Origin of the sequence: Paenibacillus sp. FSL H7-0350 (assembly GCF_038593195.1) — a bacterium.
In the GTDB taxonomy this organism is placed as follows: Bacteria; Bacillota; Bacilli; order Paenibacillales; family Paenibacillaceae; genus Paenibacillus_AQ.
The window spans coordinates 3,071,574-3,096,149 of sequence record NZ_CP151972.1 but is presented as its reverse complement, the minus strand read 5'-3'; the positions used below and the strand labels follow the sequence as shown (position 1 = coordinate 3,096,149).

Genomic DNA, 24,576 nt, shown 5'->3' with positions numbered 1-24,576 from the left:
TTGGCTGAAGGGGCTTTTTCTATTAGGAGCTGACGTGAATAGCGTGTACTCTGAATGTATGCGAAAAACAGCATACATTGTGCTGGCGCGCAGGCGTATGGCCCGCATGCAGGAATCCCACCCATCCTAACGGATAAGTGGGATTCCTGCCGCGTAAGCGGGCTAACTCTATTTCACAGCTAATTTCAGCTGTTTCAGTGAAGCATTGTAGCTCCATACGAGCGCAGGGAACTTATTCTTGAAGGCATTCAGTTCGATGAAGGTCTCACCGTCCTGGTACAGCGCCTCTTTGGAAGCCAGTGAGAACCCGGATACGTTACCGGCACCGGTGGTCAGCAGCACCTTTTTGTTCTTGGCATCCCAGGAGACTTCATTCTCCACAAGAGCAGACAATATACGAGAAGCGGCGTACACCTTATCGCCCTGTTTGATCAGACCTACATTTCCGGCAAAAGCGATGCCGTTGATATCAAGAATATGATGGTCTCCAGAGGCGACAATCTCCTTCATCCCGGCGATTTGCAGAGCGGTAATCAACTGGGCGGTTTTGCCCTTGACCTCGATATCAGGCGCAAGTCCGATATGGTTGAAGTCCTCCTTGTTCGGAGTCAGATACTTCATGGTGGTCAGCTTCAGCTCGCCGCCGCCGGACATAGGAATCAGGCTCTGAATCCGTGCCTTTCCGTAAGAGCGTGTGCCTACAACTGTAGCCAGCTTATTGTCACGAAGTGCACCGGTCAAGGCTTCGGAGGCGCTGGCCGTATATTCATTGGTCAATACGACCACAGGCACGCCGATTTTGCTGCCGTTTGTAATTGCGACCGGCTTCAGTGTACCGGTCTGGTCGGAGGTGTACATCATAATGCCGGCATCCATGAACTTGGAGACGATATTCTGAGCGCTGTCCATGTAACCGCCCGTATTATCTCGCAGATCAAGAACCAGTGATTTCATGCCGCCTGAACGCATTTTGTCCAGTGCTGCGGAGAATTCCTCATCGGCCGTCTGGGTGAACCCGTTGATGGAGATATAAGCAATTTTGGAGCTAAGCATCTTGCTGGTCACGGAGCTTGTAGCAATTTCACTGCGGGTTACCGTATAGGATTTGTTAGCCCCGTTTCTCTGAATCAGCAGAGAGACCTTCGTGCCCGCTTTGCCGCTCAGCTCATCGCCATTCGTCTCAGCCACCCGCACCCCATTGATCTTGAGAATGGAGTCGCCGCGCTTTAGTCCCGCGGCCTCAGCCGGGGAACCGCTCATGACCTCTTCAATGTATAGCTCTTTGGACGTATACATCAGCCGGACACCGATGCCGACATATTCCAGATCAACCTGATGACCAAACTCCGCAGCCTCCTCCTTCGTAAAGTATTGGCTGTAAGGATCGTCCAGTGTATTGACCATACCGTCAATCGCACCGCGGATAAGTGTATCCTGGTCCACGTCTTCGACATTGTAATACTCCAGATATTGCATAATTTCATTGATGATCTCCGTCTTCGAGGCTTGCGCCGCTTCCTTAGAGGCAGCAGTGTCTGCCGCTGAAGCAGCAGGGGCCCAGGCGATGGATAGCGCCAGACAGCCGCTTAAGAGTGCGGTAACGATTTTGGCTGATTTCATGAGTTCATGACATCCTTTAGATGAATTTTTGAATTTAGGACTGCGCGTCGAAGCCGATATGGTAAGTGGTGTCGATTGTCCAGCCACCGCTCTCCGGCTTCGAGAGCAGGAGGATCAGAGACTGGGTATAGGTCTCCTTCGATTCACCGTCCGTAATGACCACTTCCGTATAGACTGCGGCTTCATAGTCCGTGTAATAGAAGACATTGGAGGAAGATACCGCATAGCTTAGATCATAGGTTTCGAAATAATCACGCAGCTCCTCTTTGTAAGAGTCATCCTCCTCCTTATCGTACGAGGTCATCACGGCAAGGACTGCATCTGCATTGCGGGCATTCATACCTTGGTAGTATTTGCTGAGCGTATCCTTAATTCCGGTCTGATCACCCTGTGGAAGCACAGCGGGCTTCATACCTTGTTCGCGCGTCAGCAGCACGGAGGATTCCTGCAGATCCATAGCAGAGATCCTCCAGGCGCCGTTTTGACGGACCAGCGTATATAAGTATTCGTACTGCTCATCCGGTGTATAATACCCGCCGGTCCGTACTGCTTTTTCGACAGAATGGACTGTAGCTTCGTTGCCCGTTAGACTGAGCACTTTAAGACTCTCGATCGTGTTCTTGATGTCATATAGCTCGAACTGGGAATTCATATCGCTTAGAGCTTCCGTTTGGTCTGCCCCTGCATCGACAAGCGAATAGAAGCTGCTGGCCTTCTCTTCATTATAATATTGGTTAGCTAATTGAATAATTGCCTTGATCTCCTGCTCACTGGAGGCGGAAGACGGCGATACGGTGATCTTCACGCTGCGGCTGGACGAATCCCAGATTGCTGTGCCCCCGGTGGCTTCGGCAATGAAGCGTAAGGGTATGTAAGTGGTCCCGGCGTTAGAGACAGGAGCAACTGTAAGCTGCTTGACGGTTCCGTTGACGCTGGCCCGCTTGCTGCCTACCTTAAGGCTGATAGTAAGGCCTGTTCCCGTGCCGGTTACCGTGCCCGTCTTGGAGTCCCACAGCACCTTCAGACCGAGCTTCTCAAATACAACCCGGAAAGGCACAAGCACCGTATTATTCTTAAGATAAGGAGTCCCTGCTGTGAAGGCAAGGTTACTGCCGTTAATATACACCTTAATGGGTTTGTCTGCGGCAAAAGCGGGAACCGCGAGCACAAGGGCCAGCAGGCTGATGCCTAGCAGGGATACTAATTTCTTCAATAGATTCGCTCCTTCAAATAGAAAACTTTGTAAAATAGAACCATTATACCATTTGGAAATTCCGTCTGTCTATTTATTCTGCGGGATGCTGCTAGGCTCAATAGAGTTCCTGTCAGCCGGCATGATAAAACCGGAGATCGGGGGCATCTCCGGCTTTATATAAGGGTATCCAGTGGGATGCGTACTGTCCCCGGAAGGGCGCAATGCCATCCTCGCTTGTCCATGAGAATCAGGGATCAGATTAGACTAAGAAGGCTTCCCTGACTCGGTTCCAGAAGGGGAAGGGGCGGTAACGGGCGAAGCTGATTTTGTGGTCCGCGACCTGAGCACGTACCGAAATCAGATCATCCACCGGAATATTATTATGGTCAATGGTCAGCAGCAGGCGCTGATCCTTGCGCGAGAAGATATCGCAGTGATGATGCTTAGGCAGCAGCAGCGGCGATCCCATGGTCCGGAATACCCGGTTATTAATGGAGGCAATTTCAGCAATCTGCAGCGCCTCGATCGAGGGGTGCACCATAGCGCCTCCCAGACTTTTGTTATAAGCAGTACTGCCGGAAGGTGTGGATACACACAGGCCGTCCCCGCGGAACATCTCAAAGGTCACATCATTAATATCCACCTGGATCACAACCGTCCCGTCCACCCCCTTAAGGGTGAATTCATTCAGGGCAATGTGCTTGCTGGAGCCGGATTTCTTATGTATTTCCAGTTCGAGCAGCGGGTACTGTACGATACGGGGTTTATGCGGCCCAACCTCTCCGCACATATAATCAATCAGGGACGGCAGCTCTTCGGCCTGCCAGTCCGCATAGAAGCCCAAATGGCCGGTATGCACGCCAACAAAAGCGAGGTTCGGGATCTGATCGATAAACGTATGAAAAGCGTGCAGCATCGTGCCGTCACCGCCAATAGAGATCACGATTTCGGGTGACTTGGCATCCAGCTCCAGATTCCGGCCTTGCGCCAGCTTGTGAAATTGCTCCGCTAGTTGGATGGATAATTCATCTCCGCGGTCCAGAACATAATATCTCAAGATGTACAGGCTCCTTTGTCTAATTCAGTCATACACCGATCATAATCAATCTTGAACCGGAACACAATATTAGCACTGTGAAAAGCCGGAATCCGCTGCAGTGCTGCAGCGGCAGAGCCATGACATATTGAACTATCTGCGGCGTGCATAGGGTTGCCGCCACAGCTTCCCCAACAGGAAGACCACCAGCGACAGGGCCAGCATGACTGTGAGCAGAAGACAGAGTAGGCTGATGCTGCTGAGCAGGGCTACCTCTGGAGCGGCCAACCCGGAGGCGGCGGGTAGAGCGGACCACTGACCAGCCAGGCCCGAGCTGACTACCGGCTTCCAGAGCAGGAGAAGCAGAACTGCAGAGAGTAGGGCATGCACCAGGCGGGCGGCCATGAACGGGAGATAGCGCAGTCCGGTACCGTTCAGGATACTGGCGACCTGCGCATGAACCGACAAGCCGCCCCAGGAGAGAATGAACGCTGCCGCAGCAGCCTTGAACTGCAGCGGAACGCCTCCGGCAGCTTCACCCGCCGACCTGGCACCAAGCGTCACTTCGAATAAGCCGCTGACCAGGGCGGCGGAGAGCTCAGGCGGGAAGCCGGCCAGCGACAGCAGCCGTCCGGTCATGCTGAACAGGGCGGACATTACACCGGAGCGGGCGAGCAGCTCCATCAGCACATTGAAGAAGACAACCAGGCCGCCGACAACGATGATGAGCTGGAGCGAGGAGGTGATGGCACTTTTCAGTAACTCGCCGAGACTTCTGCCGTCTGCCCGGCGCGCATGTGCCATCGCGTTCAGTGCAGCCCGCAACCTTCCGGGGCCTTGTCCTTCCGGAGACGCAGAAGAACTGCCTGAATGAGGGAGGGGGAGGGTCGTAGCTGCTTCTTCCTGCCTGCCCCGGCCATGGAAGGACATCAGCAGACCTACGATGAGTCCTCCCCCGTAATGGGCAAGGGCAAGCACAAGCCCCAGAGAAGCGTCATGAAAGAAGCCCACAGAGACCGCGCCCAGCAGAAAAATCGGGTCCGAGGAGGTCGTGAAGGCGACGAGCCGCTCGCCCTCAATTCTGCTAATCATTCCCTGCTCGCGCAGCTTGGCGGTTAATTTCGCGCCGACAGGGTATCCTGATACATATCCCATAGCTAGGGCGAAGCCGCCGCTGCCGGGTATATTGAAGAGCGGGCGCATCAGCGGATCAAGCAGTGCGCCGAACAGATGGACAATGCCGAAGCCCAGCATAATTTCAGAGATGACGAAGAACGGAAACAGTGAGGGAAACAGCACATCCCACCAGACAGCGAGCCCGCGCAGCGCCGCATCCAGAGAACTTGCGGGATGCACCAGCATCAGCAGCATACAGCCCGCCAGCACGATCCCGAGCAGCGGGCTTGCGATTTTGTTCAGAGTCATCGGTTTCTCGCCTCCAGTTCTATGCTTAGTTGTATGCCGAAAGTTGGACAAACAGCACAAAAAAACGAAGAAAACGGTTACATTTACCGGTGCTTTTTCACTGAAATTATGGTATTATAAACTTAATTAATGCATATCTTGTTGAGTTAGATTTTCAGGGATGGAGTGATGGTGATGAGTGTAGTTGCCGGAGTGCTCGTTTGTGCTTTTGTATATGTGATCCGGGTCTCCCTTGTCCCGCCTGGCGATGAAGATTTTAGAACATACTGATTAGCTTACGAGCGCTGAACTCCGGTTTGGTGCCTTTTTTTGTCTGAATTTTGAAATAATCTGGGCTTTCTGTTGCACACGGGCAGCTTACTGGTCTTCTTGTCCTGGAATAAGGGGATGTCTTAAGGCAGGGATAACCGTGCAGCGCGTTTTTTGGTATAATGATAAGCAACTGCTTATCAGATTAATATGGAAGAAGGCGAAACCTCCAAAATGAATCCGAAAGAGAGCCTGTATGACAGCCTGGGAGGCGCTGAGGGGATACACCGTCTGGTGACTGTGTTCTATGCCAAGGTGCAGCTTCACCCGCAGCTCAGCCCGTTATTCCCTGAAGATATTACTCCGGTGCTGGAGAAGCAATATCAGTTCTTGAGCCAATTCTTTGGAGGCCCTGCCCTGTTTTCCGAGCAGCACGGCCATCCCATGATGAGAGCCAGACATATGCATGTCCCCATCACTCCTGCTTTGGCGGAGGATTGGCTCGCTTGCATGAAGGCGGCGCTCGAGGAGACCGGTGTGGAGGAGTCCCTGCGTACGTTTGTCCTGAACCGGCTGGCGGGTCCCGCCCATCATTTTGTCAATATGCCCCATGAATAAAGTGTAGTTGTGAAAGGATGAGGGCCCCCGTGCCGGAATTAATACCGCTTTACTCGATTAAGGTTACCTGCTGTAACTGTGAACATGAATTTTCAACCTCAAGAGTACGTCCCAGTCTCAAAAAAGCCATCCGCCGCGATGCGGACTTCTGCTCCTATTATAAAGCGGAGAATCCCGATTATTATGTGGTTCGGGTCTGTCCGAAGTGCGGCTTTGCCTCCACGGAGAATTCAGCAGACAAGCTGGGGGACTGGCAGCGCAAGTCCTTCGATGCCCAGGTAGGAAGACGGTGGCAGGCCCGCAGCTTCGGAGAGAAGCGTAACTGGGAGGAGGCTCTGGAGACTTACAAGCTGGCACTGATCTGCGCGCAGAGCATTAAGGACAAGGAACGTATTATAGCAAGCCTGCTTCACCATATTGCCTGGCTGTACCGGTATCAAGGGGATACGGTGCAGGAGCAGCGCTTCCTGACCTATTCGCTGGATGAGTATGTGAAGGTGTTCGAGAATGATTCATCCGGTGGTAATGATGCGCGGCTAATGTATCTGATTGGCGAGCTGAACCGCCGGATCGGCAATTTCGCTGCTGCTGTGCGGTGGTTCTCAAGGGTCATTAATGACCAGCGGATTACGGACGCGGCCATGATCCGGGCTTCACGCGAGCAATGGGCCATTCTGCGTGAGCAGATGCGCGGGCTGGACGTTGATCCGGACGGGCTTCCGGCAGGTACATAGAGGGCTTAGTGAAGGTGTTAAAGCGTCTATCCGTTATACCGGAACGCAAAAAAGGCGTAGAAGGGATGCCTCTTCTACGCCTCTGCCCGCTTAAGCGGGGCGAACTTCCGGGTACCCGCGCTTAGCGGACCGCCCGGTCAAACAACAGGTAGTCATTGTCATTATCAATGACGGTGGGACTTGCACTGCAGCAGGGAAAGACCAGTAGCTTTTTTTTGCCGTCACGCACGTGCTGCAGCTCCTTAGGCTTCATCGGCAGAAGAACATTCTCCCGGTCGCAGAAGGGGCAATATTGCACGTACATGTCGCCAAGAATAATGTCATAAGGCCAGGTATGGCTGAAGGGGATCATTGCTTGTCCTGCTCGTCAGAGGGAGCAGGCGCGCTGCCTTCGGGGGTATCGCTAGCGGCCTTCTTGGATAGTTCAGCGATCTTTTGGAGCAGGATATGTTGGGGCATATGCATCAGGTGTTCCAGCGGAACGCCAAGTTGTTTCGATAAGGTGATGGCCGTCTCCGGCGATATTTGCAGTGGCTTCATTAGGAGGCCCTCCTTACAATTAGTGGAGTATCATGTTTCACTTTACCATGGCTATACCGTAATTACAAAGAAAACTACTCTATAACGAAGGAATGGTGAGTATATATGAAACAACCGTTATCACTGACATGGGAACTGGAATCGATTTTTCCGGGAGGCTCTGCTTCTCCGCAGTTCGAGAGCTTTCTGAGCGTGCTCGAATCCGATATTGAACGCCTGCGCACACAGGTGGCTGCTGCTTCTGCACCGGCTGATGCGGCTTCAACGAAGGGGCTTGACCCGGTCATTGAGCTGCTGCAGAGCTGTGCCGGACGCCTTACACAGGCCTCAGAATTCGCCGGTTGTCTGGGTGCGCAGAATCAGCTCGACAAAGGGGCGGTGAGACTGTCCTCCAAGGTAACGGGGCTGCGTGCCGGATATGAGGGCATCAGCTCTGCCTTCGATAACGTGCTGCGTCAGACCTCTGACCCGGTATGGGCCGAGTGGATGGCCCGGCCGGAGATTGCCCCGCTGAATTTCGTGCTCAGTGAGAGCCGGAATCTGGCCCGTGAGAAGATGAGCCCGGAGCTGGAGAGCCTGGCACTTGAGCTTGCAGTTGACGGCTATCATGGCTGGAGCGAGCATTATGAGACGATTGTCGGACAGATCCAGATTCCTTGTGAAGAAGACGGGGAACAGAAGCTGCTCTCTGCCGGGCAAGCCTTCAACAAGCTGGCGGATGAGAATCCTAAGGTCCGCCGTACGATGTTCCGCAAATGGGAAGAGGCCTGGGGCGGCGCGGCCGACTATTGTGCAGATACCTTGAACCATCTGGCAGGCTTCCGCCTGAAGCTGTATAAGGGCCGCGGCTGGGAGGATGTGCTGAAGGAGCCGCTGGGCATCAACCGTATGTCCCGTGAGACCTTGGATGTCATGTGGGACGTGATCACGAAGAGCAAGCCTGCCCTGGTATCCTATCTGAAGCGCAAAGCAGAAATTCTGGGTCTGGAGTCACTCGCCTGGGTCGATGTGGATGCGCCAGTCGGCAAGTCCTCCGGCAAAATTCCCTATGAACAAGCAGCCGCCGACATTGTGACCCAGTTCCGCAAATTCAGTCCGAAGCTGGCGGATTTCGCCGAGCGCGCCTTCGACAAGGATTGGATCGAGGTCGAAGACCGGGCCGCGAAGCGTCCGGGTGGCTTCTGCGTCTCCTTCCCGGAGAGTAAGGAATCCCGCATATTCATGACCTACAGCGGTACGCCGTCCAATGTATCCACACTTGCGCATGAGCTGGGTCATGCTTATCATTCCTTCCTGCTGGAGGACCAGCCGTTATTCAACCAGAACTATGCGATGAACGTGGCGGAGACAGCTTCTACCTTTGCGGAAGTCATTGTGTCGGATGCGCAGGTGAAATCTGCGACGGACAGTGAAGAGAAGCTGGCGCTGCTTGAAGCGAAGATCCAGAACAGTGTGGCGTTCTTCATGAATATCCATGCCCGTTTCCTGTTCGAGACCCGCTTCTATGAGAAGCGCAAGGCAGGCCTTGTAAGCAGTGAGGAATTGTCCGCGCTGATGGAGGAAGCCCAGAAGGAAGCCTTCTGCGGGGTCCTTTCCGAATATCATCCGCATTTCTGGGCGTCCAAGCTTCATTTCTATATCACAGATGTGCCGTTCTACAACTTCCCGTATACGGTAGGGTATATGTTCAGTACCGGTCTATACCGGCTTGCGCTGCAAGAGGGGGCTTCCTTTGCTGGCAAATATGACAGCCTGCTGCAGGATACCGGAGTGATGACGCTGGAGGAGCTGGTGTCGAAGCATCTGGGCGTTGATCTGTCCAAGCCGGATTTCTGGCAGGGGGCTGCGGATTTAATCGTTGCCGATATTAGTGAATTCCTGGAAATGACAGAACAATGCGGCTAAGAATTTGTCGATAATGAGACGAATTGGTTTTTTGCAGTAAAATGATGGCGGCTAAATATGGTGTGAATGCGCAAAGACCCCGTTTTAGGGGTCTTTTTATGTTGTTTATTTGTCGATAAATGGCGACAAAAGTTTGTATTTTGCTATAAAAACTAAATAATTTGCGCATTTATAGGGATTATAACCCAATTATGTTGAATAATGTTGTATGTGTTAAATTAGTACCCTATAATGAGCCTAAAGCCTTATTATAAGCGCTGCTAGATCCACGAAATTCAGACAACTGCTTACGAAGCAAGTGTTGTGTGAGGCAGAGCCATGAGGCTGCATCACCCACAAGACTTTTAGGAGGAAATGCATGTGAGGACGGAACAATTATCGCTTGCAAGACAGATTGATCTGGTATTTCATGAGCTGCAGGAGGAATTGTCAGGACTGAATTCAGGGACCGTATTTGTACAGATCAGGAATAATGTCATCGGCAAGTTCGGGGTTCGCCACAATCCGCTCGCCGGACGCAGCGGAAGCTTCGCATCCGAGCAGGAAGGGCTGACTTCCGGACAACAATCCTCATTCCGTGTCATGGCGCTGGAGAGCCTGAAGTATAAGAAACGGTGGACGCATGGAGAGATCAGCTACGAATTTGCTGTACGGCAGGGAATGGTGGTCGTGGACGCCACACTGGAGTCCAACTACAATATGGCGAACCTGATGATCCGCTATCCGCGCAGCAGTCATGGTGATACCTCGGATCAATCCTTCGGTTAAGTCTATATAAATATAGAAAAGCCCCCCTGCGCTTCGACGAGAAGCGCGGGAGGGCTGTGAAGCTGCTTTGGTCTATGCCTCACGGCTTAGACAGTTTGTAAAGATGAGGTAGCGATTACGAACGACCGGACAGTTGTTGCTCTGCCAGTTGCACCAGACGTTTGGTGATATATCCTCCCAAAGAACCAGTTTCGCGGGAAGTATAGTTCCCATAATAACCGTCAGCCGGGATAGTTACTCCAAGCTCTTGTGCTGCTTCATATTTCAACTGCTGCAGCGCTGCATTCGCTTGAGGAACGACCAGGTTGTTAGAACGGCTACCACGACTTTGTTGACCTGCTTGACCCATGTGTGCTCACCTCCTTCGCCCGTTGTGAAGATAGTATGAGCGCGGGAGGGAGAATTCATGCACAGATTTTGAAGGTTTATAGGATGGTAATTATATGAAATTTATCGCTCCGGATAGATCATCTGCAGCGTGCCCCCCAGAACCAGCGTCTGTCCGGGTTCAAGCGTGATCAGCCCGGTAGCTGAGGCGTCCTGCTGGAGATTAGGTGCATCCGGGAGCCAGGTTAGCGGTTCAATGCACAGGAACTGGTCGGCTTCGCCTTTGGTATAGAGAATCCAGTGGCGGAAGAAGTCAGGATCGGCCGAGTAACGCAGCCCGTATCCATCATCCCGCATCAATACGGCCTCGGCAGGCTGGCCCTCTGCTATACGCAGGATGGTATCCAGATCCGCACCTTGAAGATTCAGCCGGGTGTGCAGGCTAGTAAGCTTCCCGAGCGGCAACAGCTGTCCGGTAGGCAGGAGATCCTCACTCAGCTCGCAGACGGCCCCGGCAGGAAGGGTAACATTCCAGCGGGAGGGCGTTCCGTCCAGCATGAACCAGGTATGATAGCCTGCGCCAAAAGGAACGGGGCTAGTGCCGAGATGAGTGACCCTGAGCGTCTGCTGGAGCCGGTCATCCTGAAGCCGGAAGGTCATTTCAAGCTTCAGCGGCTCGGGGAATTGTCTGATCCAATCCGGGTCATCCGTGGTAAGGAATTCAGTAGTGACCGCGCACCCGTCCTCGTCCTCTTCGATGTCACTGACACACCAGGCTTGGGTACGGTGCAGTCCGTGAATATGATGTTCTCCCGCATTCCGGTCAAACTGGTAGCGTGTGCCATCGAATTGGAAGCTTCCTCTGCGTATCCGTCCGGGCGGCACCAGGAGGGGCAGGCCGAAGTGATAAGGTTTCTGCATATATGATGCCAAGTCGCGTTCCTCAGGCTGACGAAGGATCTGCCGCTCCATGGTGCGGTCCCATAATGAAATTACGTTATTACCCAGCCGGGGCAGAAGCGTGACTTCCAGTTCACGGCTATGCAAAATATACGTATCATAACCGTTCCACTGCCCTTTGGTCACCTGTTTCATAAGAGATATGCTCCTTTGATAAGCTGTAATCAGATTACATACACACGAATATCTTTATCATACCAGATTTATCCGGCGGAGGTTAGGGATTTGACAACTTCTCCGGGCCGATCTATGATGGAGGCATCAATGAAACACAGGTAACGCGATGACAGGGACAAGTAAGCATGGACTGTACCTCCAGAAAGCCGGTGGCTGATGTGAACCGGTGGTGCACCTCTGACTGAATGGACCCTTGAGTGCCGCGCTCGAACAGGCTGCAGAAGCCTTAAGTAGACCGGCCGCCTCTTCCCCGTTAACGGAAGCCAAGGCTGTTTGCATATATCCCTCCGGGGACTCCAGGCAGCGAATAAGGGTGGTACCACGGTCTCACGTCCCTTGCGGATGTGGGGCCTTTTTGCGTTCTATGCGCCAGCGGACATTAATTATGATGATGGAGGATAAGAGGATGGCTAAAAAAGTATTGTCGGGCATACAGCCCAGCGGTTCACTCACACTCGGTAATTATATCGGGGCAATCAAGAATTTCGTCAAGCTTCAAAAGGAATACGAATGTTACTTCATGGTGGTCGATCTTCATGCCATTACGGTAGCCCAGGACCCCGCAGCTCTGCGCGAGAATTCAGAATCGGTAGCTGCGCTATATCTGGCTGCAGGCATTGATCCTTCCATTGCGCATGTCTACATGCAGTCCCATGTGCCGCAGCATGCCGAGCTGGGCTGGATTCTGACTACGCTCACTGCCATGGGTGAGCTGGAACGGATGACACAGTTCAAGGATAAGTCCGCCGGCAAAGAATCGGTGGGAGCAGGTCTGTTCGTCTATCCGTCGCTGATGGCCGCCGATATTCTGGTCTACAATGCCGATCTGGTACCGGTAGGCGAAGACCAGAAGCAGCATCTGGAGCTGACACGTGACCTTGCGGGGCGCTTCAATCACCGGTTCGGTGACTTCTTCACCGTCCCTGAGCCTTACATTCCGGAGGTCGGAGCGCGGATCATGTCTCTGGATGACGGCACCAAGAAGATGAGCAAAAGCGATCCCAACCCCGGCAGCAGAATCGGACTCCTGGATCCGCCTGATGTGATCCGTAAAAAGATCAGCCGGGCCACAACGGATTCCGGCCGTGAGGTTATCTTCGACCCGGCGGCTAAGCCGGAGATCAGCAATCTGATGAGCATCTATGCCGAATGCTCGGGAATGAGCCTGCAGCAGATTGCCGACAAATATGAAGGCCAAATGTACGGCGGCTTCAAAAAAGAGCTGGCTGAAGTGGTCGTAGCCCTGCTGGAGCCGATCCAGCAAAGATATCAGGACATTCGCAGCTCAGGGATGCTCAGTGATATTCTGGCCCAGGGTGCCGAAAGTGCACGGGTGAGTGCTGCCCGTACCCTGGAGGGCGTGAAGGAACGGATGGGCTTCCTGCCTACCCGTTAAGTTAAGGGGTAGGCTGGTTGCTCTCCGCCTTGCGTCTCAGCCTGGCCTTGACGATGAAGCCCCAGCCGATGTTAAGCACGCACAGCGCGCCGAGCAGCAGTGCAAGCCAAATGTTATAGCTGATCGAGATGGAAGCTGCTGTGAGGAGTAGAATTGAAGAGCAGGCGAACCACAGTGACAGACCTTTACCCATATGTTCAAAGCCTTCCTTTCTGCTTCAAATAGTGTACAAGTGAATCCCGGTGTGCGTCGTTGCATGCCGGGATTTTCAGTTCAAAAGTAAGCTTTCAGTTCAAATGTAAATAAATGTAGTAGGTGAGCACTTGCTTTGCGCTGTAACCGCTTTATGGTGATTGTGCCTTATGCAGTCCCGGGCGTCAAGGGGCAGGCAAGAGAATAGATCCCCGGTAAATATAGTCTATAACGTATTAGATGAGTTGCATAATCCTGCACAAATTGCAACATTTCGATTTATAAATCACCCCAAATCAAAAAATATTGCACAAAAGGCAGCAATCTTCCTCCCCCAATCAGCGGAGCGGGGAAATTCCTGCACTTCATGCAACATTCTTTACAGAGACCCTTATATCCCTTATTCAAAGTTGCAATATTTACAACATCTCGGCGTGATCCCTGACCGCACATGTGGGTGGTTTTGGTGGTAAATGTAATTAAAAAAATGGCACCTGCCCCGGCAGATGCCACCTGTCTTCAAAAAAACTTCCTACAGCTTGACTGTTCCCGGGTCAATGGCGAAGCGTTCATCGAGCTTCTCGCTGCTTAACCAGCCGACATAAGTATTCAGCGGTTTATACTCATGGTCCATTACCAGGACGGCCACGAACGGGAATTGCTTACGGTGTAAATAACGGACATCTCCCCAGCGTACAATATAACCAGAGGGCAGCTCCTCCACCTCCGCGACAGCGTACGAGGTGAAGTACAGGAAGGCCTGAATATCCGGATGGGATTTGGAATGCTCGACCGCGGGGTGAGTGGAGCACACCGCATGCTTGAACCATTCCAGCCGTCCGCTGTTCAGCAGCCCGACATTATAGCTGCCGTCCGGCTTGGCTTTGACCAGATTCCACCTCGTTGGCGAAATGGTGGGGATCACATAATAACGGTCACCTGCATGGTGGTGGACATCCTTGTTCATAATGCTGCGTGTAATGCGGGCATGAACGAGGGTCCGCCAGATGTAATACAAGACAATGCAGGCGTACAAGGTAATGAATAGTGGAGCGGGCGGCACTATTCCGCTGATCCAGAGAATAATCGCCGCTGTATGGCTGCCGAAGATAAACGGATCGAAGATATGAATGATGTTCCAGGCGATCCATTTCTCGGTGAACGGGCGGGCAGCCTGAGTCCCGTAGGTGTTGAACAGATCAGAGAATACATGGACGGCAACGCCAATGAAGCTCCAGAGCGCGATATGGCTTAAGGTGGTCAGGTCCGTGAAGCCGAACAACGGCCCGATGACCCCTGTGATCAATGCCGGCCACAGCAGTAAAAAGGGCAGGGAATGAGTGATTCCCCTGTGATTGCGGATATATACCGCGTTATCCTTGAGACGCAGGGCGGTATCGGCATCCGGTGCCTGAGAAGCCAGTACAGTAGCTACCATCACCGCCCCGGCCAGCGTTCCATTCGAAGCGACGAGCGGATCGACGAAGGACAGACCTGCAAGTCCAAGTCCCATAACAAAATGTGTGGCAGTATCCATTAGTCAGATCTCCTTTGTACGGAAGTTCTCTATTAATAACTACCCATTATTGGGCTAAGTTATTTAAGGGCGGGGAAATAAATATCGTCACGTAATTGTCGAATTAATGAACATCATGGTCAATGATTGTCAAAGTCTTTCCCAGTTTGCTATGATAAAGTTAATAGCGGAGTGTTAGAAGTTCCCTAGAAGGAGGAACCCGATACGTGGACAATCAATTGAGATATCAAGCTTCTTCTGAATCCGCATCAATGTCTGCCAAGTCTCCACCGGAAGGTGCAAGCTGGCGCGACTTTATTACCGTTACGAAGCCCGGCATTATCCGCTCCAATCTGATTGCGGCATTCGCAGGCTACTGGGTGGCATCAGGATGGGATGTACAGTATGGACGCCTGATTCTGACTTTGCTCGGCACCATGCTGGTCATGGCTTCAGCCTGTGTCTTCAATAATTATTTTGACCGCGATTTGGATATGAAGATGGAACGGACCCGGGAACGCGGGCTGCCTACAGGAAGGCTGAAGCCTACAACAGTACTTATCTATGCCATTGGACTCGGCATTGCCGGGCTAGGAGTGCTGTTCGCATTCTGCGGCGTACTGGCCGGATTGTTCGGCATCGTCGGCATGTTCGTATATGTTGTAGTGTACACCCTTTGGCTCAAAAGAACCTCTACCTGGAGCACCTCGGTAGGTGCGATCTCGGGGGCCATGCCTCCTGTCATCGGCTATGTGGCTGTTACAGGAACAGTCGATCTCGGAGCCTGGCTGCTGTTCGCAATGCTCTTTCTGTGGCAGCCGCCCCATTTCTGGGCGCTTGGCATCCGCCGCAAGGAGGAGTACCGGGCTGCAGGATTCCCGCTCCTTCCGGTTGTGAAGGGAACGCGGCGCACCAAGTTCCAGATGATTCCTTATGTCGCGCTGCTGCTCCCCGTGCCTGTGCTGATGTATGCCTACGATTATGCAGGTATTTATTATCTTATTGTATCACTGGCCTTGTCGGTTGGGTGGCTCTACTTAACCCTCATCGGATTCAAGGCCAAGGATGATGAGATCTGGGCGAAGAAAAGCTTCCTCTTCTCCATTAACTATCTGACCTTAAGCCTGATTGCCCTGGTGCTGAATACCATTCATGTGTAAGCATTCTTAGGATAGAGGGGGAAGGTGTCCTGTGCAGACCTTGAAACGTTACAAATGGACCTGGATGTTGCTGCTGCTTGCAGTAATTATGGCGGTCTATCTGGCAGTCAAATCGTTTGATTTCGGAGGTGAGAAGCTGCCGGTCATCGGTCAGGTACAGGACTTCTCCCTGGAGAATGTGGACGGGAAGCAGATCAGTCTGGCGGATACGGCAGGTAAGGCAAGGCTGGTCTATTTCTTCTTCACCGTCTGTCCCGATGTGTGTCCGATTACTACCTATATGTTGTCAGAGACGCAGGATATCCTGGTTAAGGATGGCAGCTTCGGCAAGGACGTTGAATTCGTCTCGATCTCTTTCGATCCGAAGAATGATACAAGGGAAGCGATCAAGGCCTTCGCCGACAAGTTCCATGCCGATTACAGCGGATGGTACTTCCTGCGGGGGGATCAGGAGCAGGTACGCAAGCTGGCAGCGGAGTCCTTCAAGGTGCTGATCTACGGCACAAGCAAGGATGATTTCGCCCACATGAACCTCATTGGTCTGGTGGACAAGAACAACCAGCTCCGGGGATTGTACGATGCCGGGGATACGGAGAATGTAACGCCGGAGTTCCTGGCCAGAACGGTTAAGAAGCTGGCCCGTGAATAGTACAGGAATGCACAAAACGAGGGTGTCCGTGGAGCAGTGGAGCTGCTGCACAGGACACCCTCGTTTTGTGGTGAAAGGTTAAGAATGTATATACTTCATGCAATAAATTATCCTTCTATGCCCTGAGGATAGGGCTGGGGGTAAATAATGAAATCTTCAAGTCCAGCCTTCTCCAGCTGGGTGATGTTATATTCATCCGGAGTCCCTTCCACACCGGCATAGCCCTTGCGGGTATACATATGAACGGCATCGGGGAAGGCGTCGCGCAGGACAGCACGAATTTTTTTGCCGGAGCTGTCATTGTCCATGTACAGGTAGACTTCTCCGTCCCGGATGGTATTGCGCAGAGCTTCCAGCTTCAGGGTATTCAGCGTACCGAAGGTGCACAGAATGTCGACCTCTGGTTCAAGCAGTCGCCTCAGTCTGCTGCGGTCATTCTTGCCTTCGACAATAATGGTGATGGACATATGCAATCAGCCCCCGGATCTTAGTTGTTATGACGATATTGTACCTAAGCTGCGCTATTTTTAACAGCGTAGCGGAACAATATGTATTCATTCCCCGGGAAATGTCGCATTCAGGCGGCAGGGCTGTTCCAGTCGGGAGCGTAGGAAGAGAGACGGCCGGATCTGCCCGGAGGCAGCAGCAGAAGAGCTGTCATCAGCAGCACGAAGGCAATGAAGTAGGGGGAGACATACTCCCTTAGCTGTCCGGCAGCGACGGGGCCGGCGAATGCTCCGAGGGACATGGCGATGGATTGAAGCGAGAAGGTCCGGCCCAGCCGTCCTGCGCCGCCTAGGCTGATGAAGAGGGAAGCCATAGCCGGGAACAATACCCCTTTTGCAGTACCGAGCAGGAAGAGAACCACTCCGGCCGGGATGCTGCGGAAGGCAGCCAGAGTGAAGAAGCAGAGAGCCATTCCCAGCAGGGCGGCGGCAATACGAATGCCCGGCGAGATGCGGTTCAGGAAGAACAGGCAGAGGGTCGCCAGCGCTCCAAGGCTGAGCAGGGAGAGCAGAATTCCGGTAGAGACCATTCCGTCCTGTCCTTGTGACAGCGGAAGCTCGAAGAACAGTACGCCCTGGGAGCAGGATACGAAGAAGGGCAGCAGATAATAACGTCTGGAGACGGTAGGCTGGGTGGTAGCGGCCAGCCCGGGCTGCAGATTCTCCTTCACCGGGAGTGCAGGCTTATGCAGTACCAGAGCCGGATTATGCTTCGGTACACTGAAGAAGGCCATCACACCGGTGAAGATCAGGAGCCAGCCCAAGGTGCTGAAGGTGCCGGAATAGCCGGCTTTAGCTACGATGAAGGCTCCGGCAGCAGGGGAGACCACAGAAGCCAGCGTGTGAATAATTCCGTTGCCTGACATGTATTTGCCCTGGGTCGCCGGGTCAGACGAGAGTGAGGCCAAAAGGGTCATGCAGGCTGGGGAGAGGAATGCCAGAGCGAATCCGCTCGTTGCCCGCAGCAGTAGTAGATGCCAGGGCAGCTGGGCATGCGCCTGCAAGAGCAGGATCAGTCCTGCTACGGTAAGGGCGAACACGATATAGCGGCGGCTGCCGTTGCGGTCTACAAGTACACCGGCCAGCAGGTTGCCCGGGAGGTGGGTCAGGGAATACATCCCCATCATCCAGCCGATGAAGGCCGGGCCCGCTCCCAGTGACATGGCAAAGGGTGTCAGGATAGGATACTGGGCATGCAAATCGAAGAACGCCAGGAACATGAAGAGGTACAGCCACATTGCAGTTTTCACGGATAACACCTCCAGATTAGCGGCCAGCCGCTGATGACGGAACGGATTCCAGCAGAGGGAACAGCCTACTTGTACTTTACGTGCGGCAGCGGGGGCTTATACCATTTTCTTGGCCAGCCTTGTATGCGGTTCTGCATTCCGGTAACCATGAATTATAAGGGGCATTCATGTATAATAATTAATATTAATGAAATGTCTGACGGGACAGCGTCCCGGATTGGCGAAATTTGCGATTGGGGTGTTGTGAAATTGATGAATCCGGAAGTGTGGTCACAGTTTATCAGAGAGAATTGGCTTGTTATCGTTATTGCGCTTGTCCTGCTGTTCGCAGTCGTTAACATCGTTAAGACAATGCTGAAATGGGCTATCGTCGTCGTTATTGTTGTAGGATTGTTCATCTATAGCGGGGTAACCATGGACCAGATCGGTAATGCCGTTAACAAAGTGGCGGACGGGACAGTCAGTACGCTGAAGAATGAGGCGCAGGAGGTCATGCTCAAAGAAGCGCAGGAAGCGGTTTATACCTCCGGCGGTGACGGCACCTTCACCATTAAGACTCCTAATCTGGAGGTGAAGGGCTCTGCCGCAGAGGACAAGGTGGAAGTGGTCTTCCGCGGAGTCAGCCTCGGGAAGTGGAGCGTTACGGATACAACCAAGACCTTTATCGACGAAGCACGGAAGCAGGCGGGCAAGTAACAGTGCAGCTGGCTCAGGGTTACCTGCAGCAGCGGAAGGAGGAGTGATTCATTGAATAACTGGATAGAAAGTCTTCGGGAAGCCAATATCATCTCCATTGTCCTGCTGCTGGTGGTCCTCTTCTCTGCACTGCAGGGCTGGGGCCGGGGCTTCCGCAGAGCAGCCGGAGGGCTGTTCGGCATGCTCGGATCAGGAGTACTTGCGGCAGCTTCGCTGGTGATGGCGATTCCCGCAGCCGTATACCTCTCGCCTGCTGCCGGGAACTGGGCTTCGGGCATCACTCCGCAGGATGACAAGCTAAGCCAATGGCAGCAGCTATATTATACAGGTGCCTCTGTACTGGCGAATTCACCAATAGTGCGGTTTCTGCTGCTGCTCTTGCTGTGCTATAGCTTGATTCGTCTGCTGCTGGGTCTGCTGTTCCTTCTGCTGCCGTTCCGCCTGCCGCGCCAGTCCGGGAGGAGTTCGGGACGGATCACTGGCGCCAGCCGGCTCGTCGGGGCAGTGCTTGGCACCGCCGCAGGGCTTACCCGCGCCTTGGTGCTGGTCTTTGTCCTGTTTATCAGTGCCGCCCTGAACCCGGACAGCGGCTTCAGCCGCTATGTGCAGTCCTCGCCGGTCTACAGTGAGAGTGCGGAAGCGGTATTTGAACCGCTGGCCGGTGAACAGGTCAGAGGGAAGCTTCCGGTGCTGACCAAGGCGGTAGCCGCCGAGATGAGTGACATTCTCCGGCGCAAATATGAAGTGATTGACCATGATATTTCGGTGGATATTGCCGGTGCAGCCGCAGATATTGCCGGACAAGCCAGCGGAGATGAAGAGAAGGCCAGACTGCTCTATGACTGGGTAGGTTCGCGTATTGCTTACGACTATACCAAGGCGGAGAATTATGAAGAGAGACGGATCTGGCATGAGCAGACCCCGCAGGATACGATGGATACGCGGCTTGGCGTATGCATTGATTACGCGCGGCTCTATGCCATGATGGCCCGCTCGCAAGGCCTTCAGGTGCGTGTCGTTACCGGCAAAGGCTATGACGGTCAAGGCGGCTATGGACCGCATGCCTGGAATGAGGTCTATATCAGCAGCAGTGCAGCCTGGATTCCGCTTGATTCCACTTGGGCCAGCAGCGGCGACTGGTTCAATCCGGGGGATTTCGACTCCACGCATATCAAGGAAAACATCCTCTGAGAAGGAGCGGACGCTCTTATAACTATGGTACAATAACAGCGGGCAAGTGGAAACGGCTGTGCCGTCCTTTCAAAGGACGTGCAACATATAAATTATTATATTTCAAGAACAGCTCTTGCACGTGATCTTACGGATAAGCAATACTGCAAACCATACAAGGAGAGGGACTTGCTGTGAGATGGTTCGGTAAGCCGGGCTCCGGCCCGGGCAATGGAGAGACCCGCAACTACCTGAGCTTACGCATAAATCTATTTTTCTTTGGTGCTTTTTTTATTTTTGTGATCATGATGATCCGGCTTGCGGGACTGCAGTTTGTAGAGAGTCCCGAGCTCAGCGAGGTGGAGGCCAGCCGGGAGACCAAGGATGTTCCGCTTGCGGCGATCCGGGGGACTATTCACGCGGCGGGAGGGGAAGACATTGCCCATTCCACACCGGTTCAGTCATTATTCGTTACGTTAACCCAAGAATACACCGCAAAGGTCAAGAATAAGAAGACCGGCTTATATGAACCGACCGCTGAAGCCAAGGCGAATACGAAAGCGCTGGCGGCGGGGCTGTCATCCGTTTTTGAACAGTATGGTGATCCCTCTGCGAAGAAGCTGCTCAAGGAGGATGTTCTGCTGCTGCTGGACCTTGATTATAAGAAGTCACTGGGATATGTCCCGCGTAAGATCAAGGCCGGTCTTACGATGAAGGAAGTCGCCCATCTGATGGAGAACAGGCAGCGCTATCCCGGGGTGTCTGTTGTAGAGGAGAGTATCCGCCATTATGACAAGGACACGGTGGCCGTTCAAACGGTAGGCTATATGAAGCAATTCCGTTCTACAGAAGAAGGATATAATTTATACAAAAATATCCGCAGCGCCATGAAACAAACGGGTGCGGACCCGGGGCTTAGCTACAGGGAAGATGAGTTTGTCGGCATCTATGGTCTTGAACAGCAATATCAGCGTGAGCTTAGAGGGAAGAACGGGTATCAGACGATCTCTGTCAATGCCCAGAACATGGCCGAAGAGGTTGTCGCGTTGATCCCGCCCGTCAAGGGCAACGATATCTGGATGACGATTAACAAGAAGGTGCAGATGAGAACAGAGCAGGCCATCAATGATCAGCTCAACTGGCTGCACCGCAACCCTGTACAGGGGAAGCTTCATAAGGATACGCTCACCGGCTATGCCGTTGCCATGGAAGTTGATACAGGCAATGTAGTGGCAATGGCGAGTATGCCGGACTATGATACGAATGTCTGGAATGCCGAGACGCTGGTTCCTGAAGTGTACGACAAGATTAGGGATTATTATCAGAACGGGACGATTACCGATATTTCCTCCGGTATCTCCGGCAACGGGCTGAAGTCATTAATCTTCCTGGGCTCCACGATTAAGCCGTTAAGTGTCTTGATCGGTCTGGAGGAAGGCTTATTCACTACCAGTGATACTTATATAGATAAAGGGATTGGTTATTTCGGTAAGGATAACAGCTCCTCGGTGAGGAATTCCTCCGGCCATGTCCTGGGCCCGCTTAGTCCGGCGAAGGCTATTCAGGAGTCCTCGAATGCTTTTATGGTAGAGTGGGTCGGTAATGCCCTGTACAAGAAGTATCCGGGAGAAGGGATTGCCATATGGGACAAATATATGAAGGCCTTCGGCCTTGGGGTGTCTACGCAAAGCGGGCTTCCGGGTGAAAGTGCCGGAGTTGCCGATTATCTTGATCCGAAGAAGGCAGGCTCTTCCCAATCGGCGCTGGTACTTGCCTCCTTCGGCCAGAAGGGGAAATATACCGCATTACAGCTTGCCCAGTATACGGCCACACTTGCGAATGAAGGTGTGCGGATTAAGCCCCAGCTCGTCAGTAAGATTACAGATCCCGACGGCAAGACGGTTAAGCAATTTGGACGGGAAGTTCTGGACAGCATCTCGTTTCATCCTTCTTACTGGAAGGAGATCAAGCGCGGGATGAATACTAAGGTTAAGGCGTTTGACGGATTTCCGTATGACTTCGCCCGCAAGACAGGAACCTCTGAGATGGAAGCCTTCGGGGCTACCCGTGACAACGGGGTATTCATTGCTTATGCTCCACGTGAGCATCCTAAGCTTGCGGTGGCCGTGATTATTCCGGAAGGCGGTTTTGGCGCGAACAGTGCAGCACCGGTAGCCCGCCAAATCTTTGAAGCCTATGACCAGGAGTATGGACTGGATGGAGTGCCTAAGAAGAATGTGCCCGAGTCAAGGGTGGATTAAACGGTTTATTTTGATGTAGAGGAGTGAAAAACTGTGGGTGTTTTCCGAAAGCAGGCCTCCCCCCCGGAAGAGAAGGGCAGCAAGAGCTCGCTTGGCCTGCGTCTTAACGTGTTTTTCTTCAGTACGTTTGTTATTTTTTGTGTAATTATTATCCGTCTCGCAGTTATTCAATTTGTGGAAGGACCCACGCTGACCGAGGTGGAGACCAGCCGGGATACCAAAAGTGTACCCCTCGCCTCCATCCGTGGGGGAATCCGCGCAGCCGCAGGCGAGCAAATTGCCTACTCGACCTCCGTTCAAACGCTGTATGTTACGCTTACGAAGGAATATACAGCGAAGGCACTGGACAAGGAGACGGGAATCAGCTCGCTGAAGCCGGAGGCAAGGGCCAATGCGTATGCGCTGGCGAATAATCTGGTTGCGAAATTTGACGAATATGGCGACCCGAACGGCGAGAAGCTGACTGTTAATGAAGTGATTAATTCTCTGGATTTATATTTCAAGAAATATTCAGGCTATATGGCCCGCAAGATCAAATCCGGTCTGACAACCAAGGAAATTGCCTATTTCATGGAGCATAAAAGCGAATTCCCGGGCCTTGAGATCGTAGAAGAAGGCGTGCGTCATTATGACAAGGATACTGTTGCCGTGCAGACAGTCGGGTATATCAAGCCCTTCAAATCCTCCAACACACTCAACATCTACAAGAATATTCAGAGTGCGATGAAGAAGATCAGCGCAGATCCCGGCCTGAATTATAAAGACGATGAATTCGTCGGCTTCGATGGTCTGGAGCTGCAATACCAGCGGGAGCTGCGCGGCAAGAACGGCTATCAGGTCATCTCGGTGAATCCGCAGAACATGGCCGAGAAGGTAGAAGAGGTAGTGCCGCCTGTCAAGGGTAATGATATCTGGATGACGATTGACAAGAATGTTCAGCTTAAGACGGAGCAGGCCATCACCGAACAGATCAATTGGCTGCACCGCAACTCTGTACAAGGCAAGACCCATCCTGATGCCAAGACAGGCTATGCCGTGGCGATGGAGGTCGATACCGGCAATATCGTAGCCATGGCCAGTATGCCGGATTACGATACCAATGTCTGGACAGCGGAGAAGCTGGATTCGGATACCTGGAACAAGATCATGGGCAACTATCAGAACGGGACTATTACCCCGTATTCTTCGGGCCTGTCCGGTCATGGATTTGGTTCCACGGTACTGCTCGGCTCCACCATTAAGCCGCTGACGGTGCTGATCGGTCTAAATGAAGGCTTCTTCAGCACTTCCTATACGTACAATGACAAAGGGATTGCCTATTTCGGTAAGGATGATAAATCCTCTGTCCGCAATTCCTCGGGTCACGTATACGGCCGGATGGACCCGGCGAAGGCGATTGAGGATTCCTCTAACGTGTTCATGGTGGATATGATCGGCAAGAGGATTTACGATCAATACAAGGGGGAAGGCATTGGAGTCTGGGATAAGTATATGAAGGAATTCGGCCTTGGCGTATCCACGCAGAGCGGTCTCCCTAATGAATACCTGGGACAGATCAACTACACGGATACTAAGGCAGCGGGCAGTGCGCAAGCCGCATTGGTCTATGCCTCCTTCGGACAGCAGGGCCGCTATACGGTACTGCAGTTAGCTCAGTATGCTTCTACGCTTGCCAATGAAGGGGTGCGGATCAAGCCGCAGCTTGTCAGCAAGATTACAGATTCATCGGGCAAGGTGGTCAAGAAATTTGAGCGCGAGGTGCTGGATGAAGTAACGACCTTTGACAAGTCCTTTTGGAGAGAAATTAAAAAGGGTATGAACAGTAAGGTCTCGGCATTCGCAGATTTCCCTTATGATTTTGCCCGTAAGACAGGGACCTCACAGCAGCTGGGAAAAGGGCAATTGCGCGATAACGGGGTATTTATTGCCTTCGCCCCGCGTAATAATCCTAAGTTGGCTGTTGCTGTAGTCATCCCCGAAGGGGGATTCGGCTCCAACAGTGCGGCTCCGGTTGCGCGTAAAATTTTCGATGCCTACGACTGGGAATACGGGCTGGATGGCGTGCCTAAGAAAAGCCTGAAAACAGCGAACCCGAATGACGGTACTGCTTCCGGTGACAATTCCGATAATACTGCCGCAACAAACTGATGATATTATAGCCATGATGGAGATGTATTTGCGAGAAATACCAAATATACGGTTGCCTTCAAACGAAAGAGCAACCAA

At 52.7% G+C, this 24,576-nt stretch carries 23 protein-coding genes; 11 read left to right on the top strand and 12 right to left on the bottom strand.

Features of this window, described 5'->3' with window-relative positions; translation table 11 throughout:
* Positions 1-168: 168 nt before the first annotated feature.
* The 4 genes from NYE24_RS14130 to ylbJ all read right to left on the bottom strand — a co-directional run bounded on the left by NYE24_RS14130 (position 169) and on the right by ylbJ (position 5,276).
* Entirely contained in the window at positions 169-1,620 is a 1,452-nt protein-coding gene (locus NYE24_RS14130; protein WP_342478933.1) for a S41 family peptidase, read from the bottom strand.
* Positions 1,621-1,654: 34 nt separating this feature from the next.
* On the bottom strand, positions 1,655-2,833 hold the full coding sequence (locus NYE24_RS14125) for a stalk domain-containing protein (RefSeq protein WP_342478932.1): 1,179 nt from the start codon (positions 2,831-2,833) through the stop codon (positions 1,655-1,657).
* Between the two features lie 241 nt (positions 2,834-3,074).
* Positions 3,075-3,872: an NAD kinase gene (locus NYE24_RS14120; protein ID WP_036701738.1), complete on the bottom strand. Its 798-nt coding sequence runs from the start codon at positions 3,870-3,872 to the stop codon at positions 3,075-3,077.
* Between the two features lie 132 nt (positions 3,873-4,004).
* Positions 4,005-5,276 (bottom strand): sporulation integral membrane protein YlbJ, encoded by a 1,272-nt coding sequence (gene ylbJ / locus NYE24_RS14115; protein WP_342478931.1) that lies wholly within the window; start codon positions 5,274-5,276, stop codon positions 4,005-4,007.
* 483 nt (positions 5,277-5,759) lie between these two features.
* On the opposite strand from ylbJ, the gene NYE24_RS14110 reads away from it, so the two are divergent.
* Together NYE24_RS14110 and NYE24_RS14105 are read left to right on the top strand one after the other, a co-directional pair.
* The gene (locus NYE24_RS14110; RefSeq protein ID WP_036701735.1) at positions 5,760-6,143 is read left to right on the top strand and encodes a globin; all 384 of its coding nucleotides are present in this window, start codon (positions 5,760-5,762) and stop codon (positions 6,141-6,143) included.
* Between the two features lie 29 nt (positions 6,144-6,172).
* Positions 6,173-6,877 (top strand): DUF2225 domain-containing protein, encoded by a 705-nt coding sequence (locus NYE24_RS14105; RefSeq protein WP_235218589.1) that lies wholly within the window; start codon positions 6,173-6,175, stop codon positions 6,875-6,877.
* Positions 6,878-6,998: 121 nt separating this feature from the next.
* Here the strand turns inward: NYE24_RS14105 and NYE24_RS14100 are convergent, their stop codons facing one another.
* The gene (locus tag NYE24_RS14100) at positions 6,999-7,229 is read right to left on the bottom strand and encodes a hypothetical protein (RefSeq protein WP_036701733.1); all 231 of its coding nucleotides are present in this window, start codon (positions 7,227-7,229) and stop codon (positions 6,999-7,001) included.
* Positions 7,226-7,417 carry a YycC family protein gene (locus NYE24_RS14095; RefSeq protein WP_036701732.1) on the bottom strand — a complete coding sequence of 64 codons (192 nt, stop codon included), beginning with the start codon at positions 7,415-7,417 and terminating at the stop codon, positions 7,226-7,228. The genes NYE24_RS14100 and NYE24_RS14095 overlap by 4 nt, the downstream gene beginning before the upstream one ends.
* Positions 7,418-7,522: 105 nt before the next feature.
* Between NYE24_RS14095 and NYE24_RS14090 the strand changes: the two genes are divergently transcribed.
* Both NYE24_RS14090 and NYE24_RS14085 read left to right on the top strand, forming a co-directional pair.
* Entirely contained in the window at positions 7,523-9,322 is a 1,800-nt protein-coding gene (locus tag NYE24_RS14090; RefSeq protein ID WP_342478930.1) for a M3 family oligoendopeptidase, read from the top strand.
* Positions 9,323-9,682: 360 nt separating this feature from the next.
* Positions 9,683-10,090 (top strand): O-methyltransferase, encoded by a 408-nt coding sequence (locus tag NYE24_RS14085; protein WP_235218588.1) that lies wholly within the window; start codon positions 9,683-9,685, stop codon positions 10,088-10,090.
* A 115-nt stretch (positions 10,091-10,205) separates the two neighbouring features.
* Here NYE24_RS14085 and NYE24_RS14080 read toward each other — a convergent pair whose 3' ends face one another.
* Together NYE24_RS14080 and NYE24_RS14075 are read right to left on the bottom strand one after the other, a co-directional pair.
* The gene (locus NYE24_RS14080; protein WP_036701727.1) at positions 10,206-10,439 is read right to left on the bottom strand and encodes an alpha/beta-type small acid-soluble spore protein; all 234 of its coding nucleotides are present in this window, start codon (positions 10,437-10,439) and stop codon (positions 10,206-10,208) included.
* A 101-nt stretch (positions 10,440-10,540) separates the two neighbouring features.
* Complete coding sequence (locus NYE24_RS14075) at positions 10,541-11,512, bottom strand: aldose 1-epimerase (protein ID WP_036701725.1); 972 nt, start codon at positions 11,510-11,512, stop codon at positions 10,541-10,543.
* Positions 11,513-11,960: 448 nt separating this feature from the next.
* Here NYE24_RS14075 and trpS point away from each other — a divergent pair, with 448 nt between their 5' ends.
* Positions 11,961-12,950 (top strand): tryptophan--tRNA ligase, encoded by a 990-nt coding sequence (gene trpS / locus NYE24_RS14070; protein WP_076161497.1) that lies wholly within the window; start codon positions 11,961-11,963, stop codon positions 12,948-12,950.
* 1 nt (position 12,951) lies between these two features.
* On the opposite strand, the gene NYE24_RS14065 is transcribed toward trpS, so the two are convergent.
* A complete protein-coding gene (locus tag NYE24_RS14065; protein WP_036701722.1) occupies positions 12,952-13,143 on the bottom strand; it encodes a hypothetical protein in 192 nt (63 codons plus the stop codon).
* A gap of 531 nt (positions 13,144-13,674) precedes the next feature.
* Positions 13,675-14,679: a metal-dependent hydrolase gene (locus NYE24_RS14060; RefSeq protein WP_342478929.1), complete on the bottom strand. Its 1,005-nt coding sequence runs from the start codon at positions 14,677-14,679 to the stop codon at positions 13,675-13,677.
* A 206-nt stretch (positions 14,680-14,885) separates the two neighbouring features.
* On the opposite strand from NYE24_RS14060, the gene cyoE reads away from it, so the two are divergent.
* On the top strand, positions 14,886-15,818 hold the full coding sequence (gene cyoE / locus NYE24_RS14055; RefSeq protein ID WP_342478928.1) for a heme o synthase: 933 nt from the start codon (positions 14,886-14,888) through the stop codon (positions 15,816-15,818).
* A 31-nt stretch (positions 15,819-15,849) separates the two neighbouring features.
* Positions 15,850-16,467, top strand: coding sequence for an SCO family protein (locus NYE24_RS14050; RefSeq protein ID WP_156949757.1), 618 nt, complete (start codon positions 15,850-15,852; stop codon positions 16,465-16,467).
* Positions 16,468-16,574: 107 nt separating this feature from the next.
* On the opposite strand, the gene NYE24_RS14045 is transcribed toward NYE24_RS14050, so the two are convergent.
* Together NYE24_RS14045 and NYE24_RS14040 are read right to left on the bottom strand one after the other, a co-directional pair.
* Positions 16,575-16,934, bottom strand: a complete 360-nt coding sequence (locus NYE24_RS14045; protein WP_036701716.1) for a DNA primase — start codon at positions 16,932-16,934, stop codon at positions 16,575-16,577.
* A gap of 110 nt (positions 16,935-17,044) precedes the next feature.
* Entirely contained in the window at positions 17,045-18,223 is a 1,179-nt protein-coding gene (locus NYE24_RS14040) for an MFS transporter (RefSeq protein ID WP_342478927.1), read from the bottom strand.
* A gap of 252 nt (positions 18,224-18,475) precedes the next feature.
* On the opposite strand from NYE24_RS14040, the gene NYE24_RS14035 reads away from it, so the two are divergent.
* The 4 genes from NYE24_RS14035 (at position 18,476) to NYE24_RS14020 (ending at position 24,498) form a co-directional block, all read left to right on the top strand.
* On the top strand, positions 18,476-18,919 hold the full coding sequence (locus NYE24_RS14035; protein WP_036701766.1) for a hypothetical protein: 444 nt from the start codon (positions 18,476-18,478) through the stop codon (positions 18,917-18,919).
* Positions 18,920-18,970: 51 nt separating this feature from the next.
* Positions 18,971-20,110 carry a transglutaminase domain-containing protein gene (locus NYE24_RS14030; RefSeq protein WP_342478926.1) on the top strand — a complete coding sequence of 380 codons (1,140 nt, stop codon included), beginning with the start codon at positions 18,971-18,973 and terminating at the stop codon, positions 20,108-20,110.
* Positions 20,111-20,283: 173 nt separating this feature from the next.
* Positions 20,284-22,350, top strand: coding sequence for a penicillin-binding protein 2 (locus tag NYE24_RS14025; RefSeq protein WP_342478925.1), 2,067 nt, complete (start codon positions 20,284-20,286; stop codon positions 22,348-22,350).
* Positions 22,351-22,383: 33 nt separating this feature from the next.
* Positions 22,384-24,498, top strand: coding sequence for a penicillin-binding transpeptidase domain-containing protein (locus NYE24_RS14020; protein WP_076161492.1), 2,115 nt, complete (start codon positions 22,384-22,386; stop codon positions 24,496-24,498).
* Positions 24,499-24,576: the final 78 nt, after the last annotated feature.

Bases quoted from the DNA above. Each gene is read 5' to 3' on its own strand.
- NYE24_RS14080 (WP_036701727.1), bottom strand. From the start codon at position 10,439: ATGGGTCAAGCAGGTCAACAAAGTCGTGGTAGCCGTTCTAACAACCTG.
- NYE24_RS14075 (WP_036701725.1), bottom strand. From the start codon at position 11,512: ATGAAACAGGTGACCAAAGGGCAGTGGAACGGTTATGATACGTATATT.
- trpS (WP_076161497.1), top strand. From the start codon at position 11,961: ATGGCTAAAAAAGTATTGTCGGGCATACAGCCCAGCGGTTCACTCACA.
- NYE24_RS14110 (WP_036701735.1), top strand. From the start codon at position 5,760: ATGAATCCGAAAGAGAGCCTGTATGACAGCCTGGGAGGCGCTGAGGGG.
- NYE24_RS14100 (WP_036701733.1), bottom strand. From the start codon at position 7,229: ATGATCCCCTTCAGCCATACCTGGCCTTATGACATTATTCTTGGCGAC.
- NYE24_RS14045 (WP_036701716.1), bottom strand. From the start codon at position 16,934: ATGTCCATCACCATTATTGTCGAAGGCAAGAATGACCGCAGCAGACTG.
- NYE24_RS14095 (WP_036701732.1), bottom strand. From the start codon at position 7,417: ATGAAGCCACTGCAAATATCGCCGGAGACGGCCATCACCTTATCGAAA.
- NYE24_RS14060 (WP_342478929.1), bottom strand. From the start codon at position 14,679: ATGGATACTGCCACACATTTTGTTATGGGACTTGGACTTGCAGGTCTG.
- NYE24_RS14090 (WP_342478930.1), top strand. From the start codon at position 7,523: ATGAAACAACCGTTATCACTGACATGGGAACTGGAATCGATTTTTCCG.
- ylbJ (WP_342478931.1), bottom strand. From the start codon at position 5,276: ATGACTCTGAACAAAATCGCAAGCCCGCTGCTCGGGATCGTGCTGGCG.
- NYE24_RS14035 (WP_036701766.1), top strand. From the start codon at position 18,476: ATGAATCCGGAAGTGTGGTCACAGTTTATCAGAGAGAATTGGCTTGTT.
- NYE24_RS14130 (WP_342478933.1), bottom strand. From the start codon at position 1,620: ATGAAATCAGCCAAAATCGTTACCGCACTCTTAAGCGGCTGTCTGGCG.
- NYE24_RS14065 (WP_036701722.1), bottom strand. From the start codon at position 13,143: ATGGGTAAAGGTCTGTCACTGTGGTTCGCCTGCTCTTCAATTCTACTC.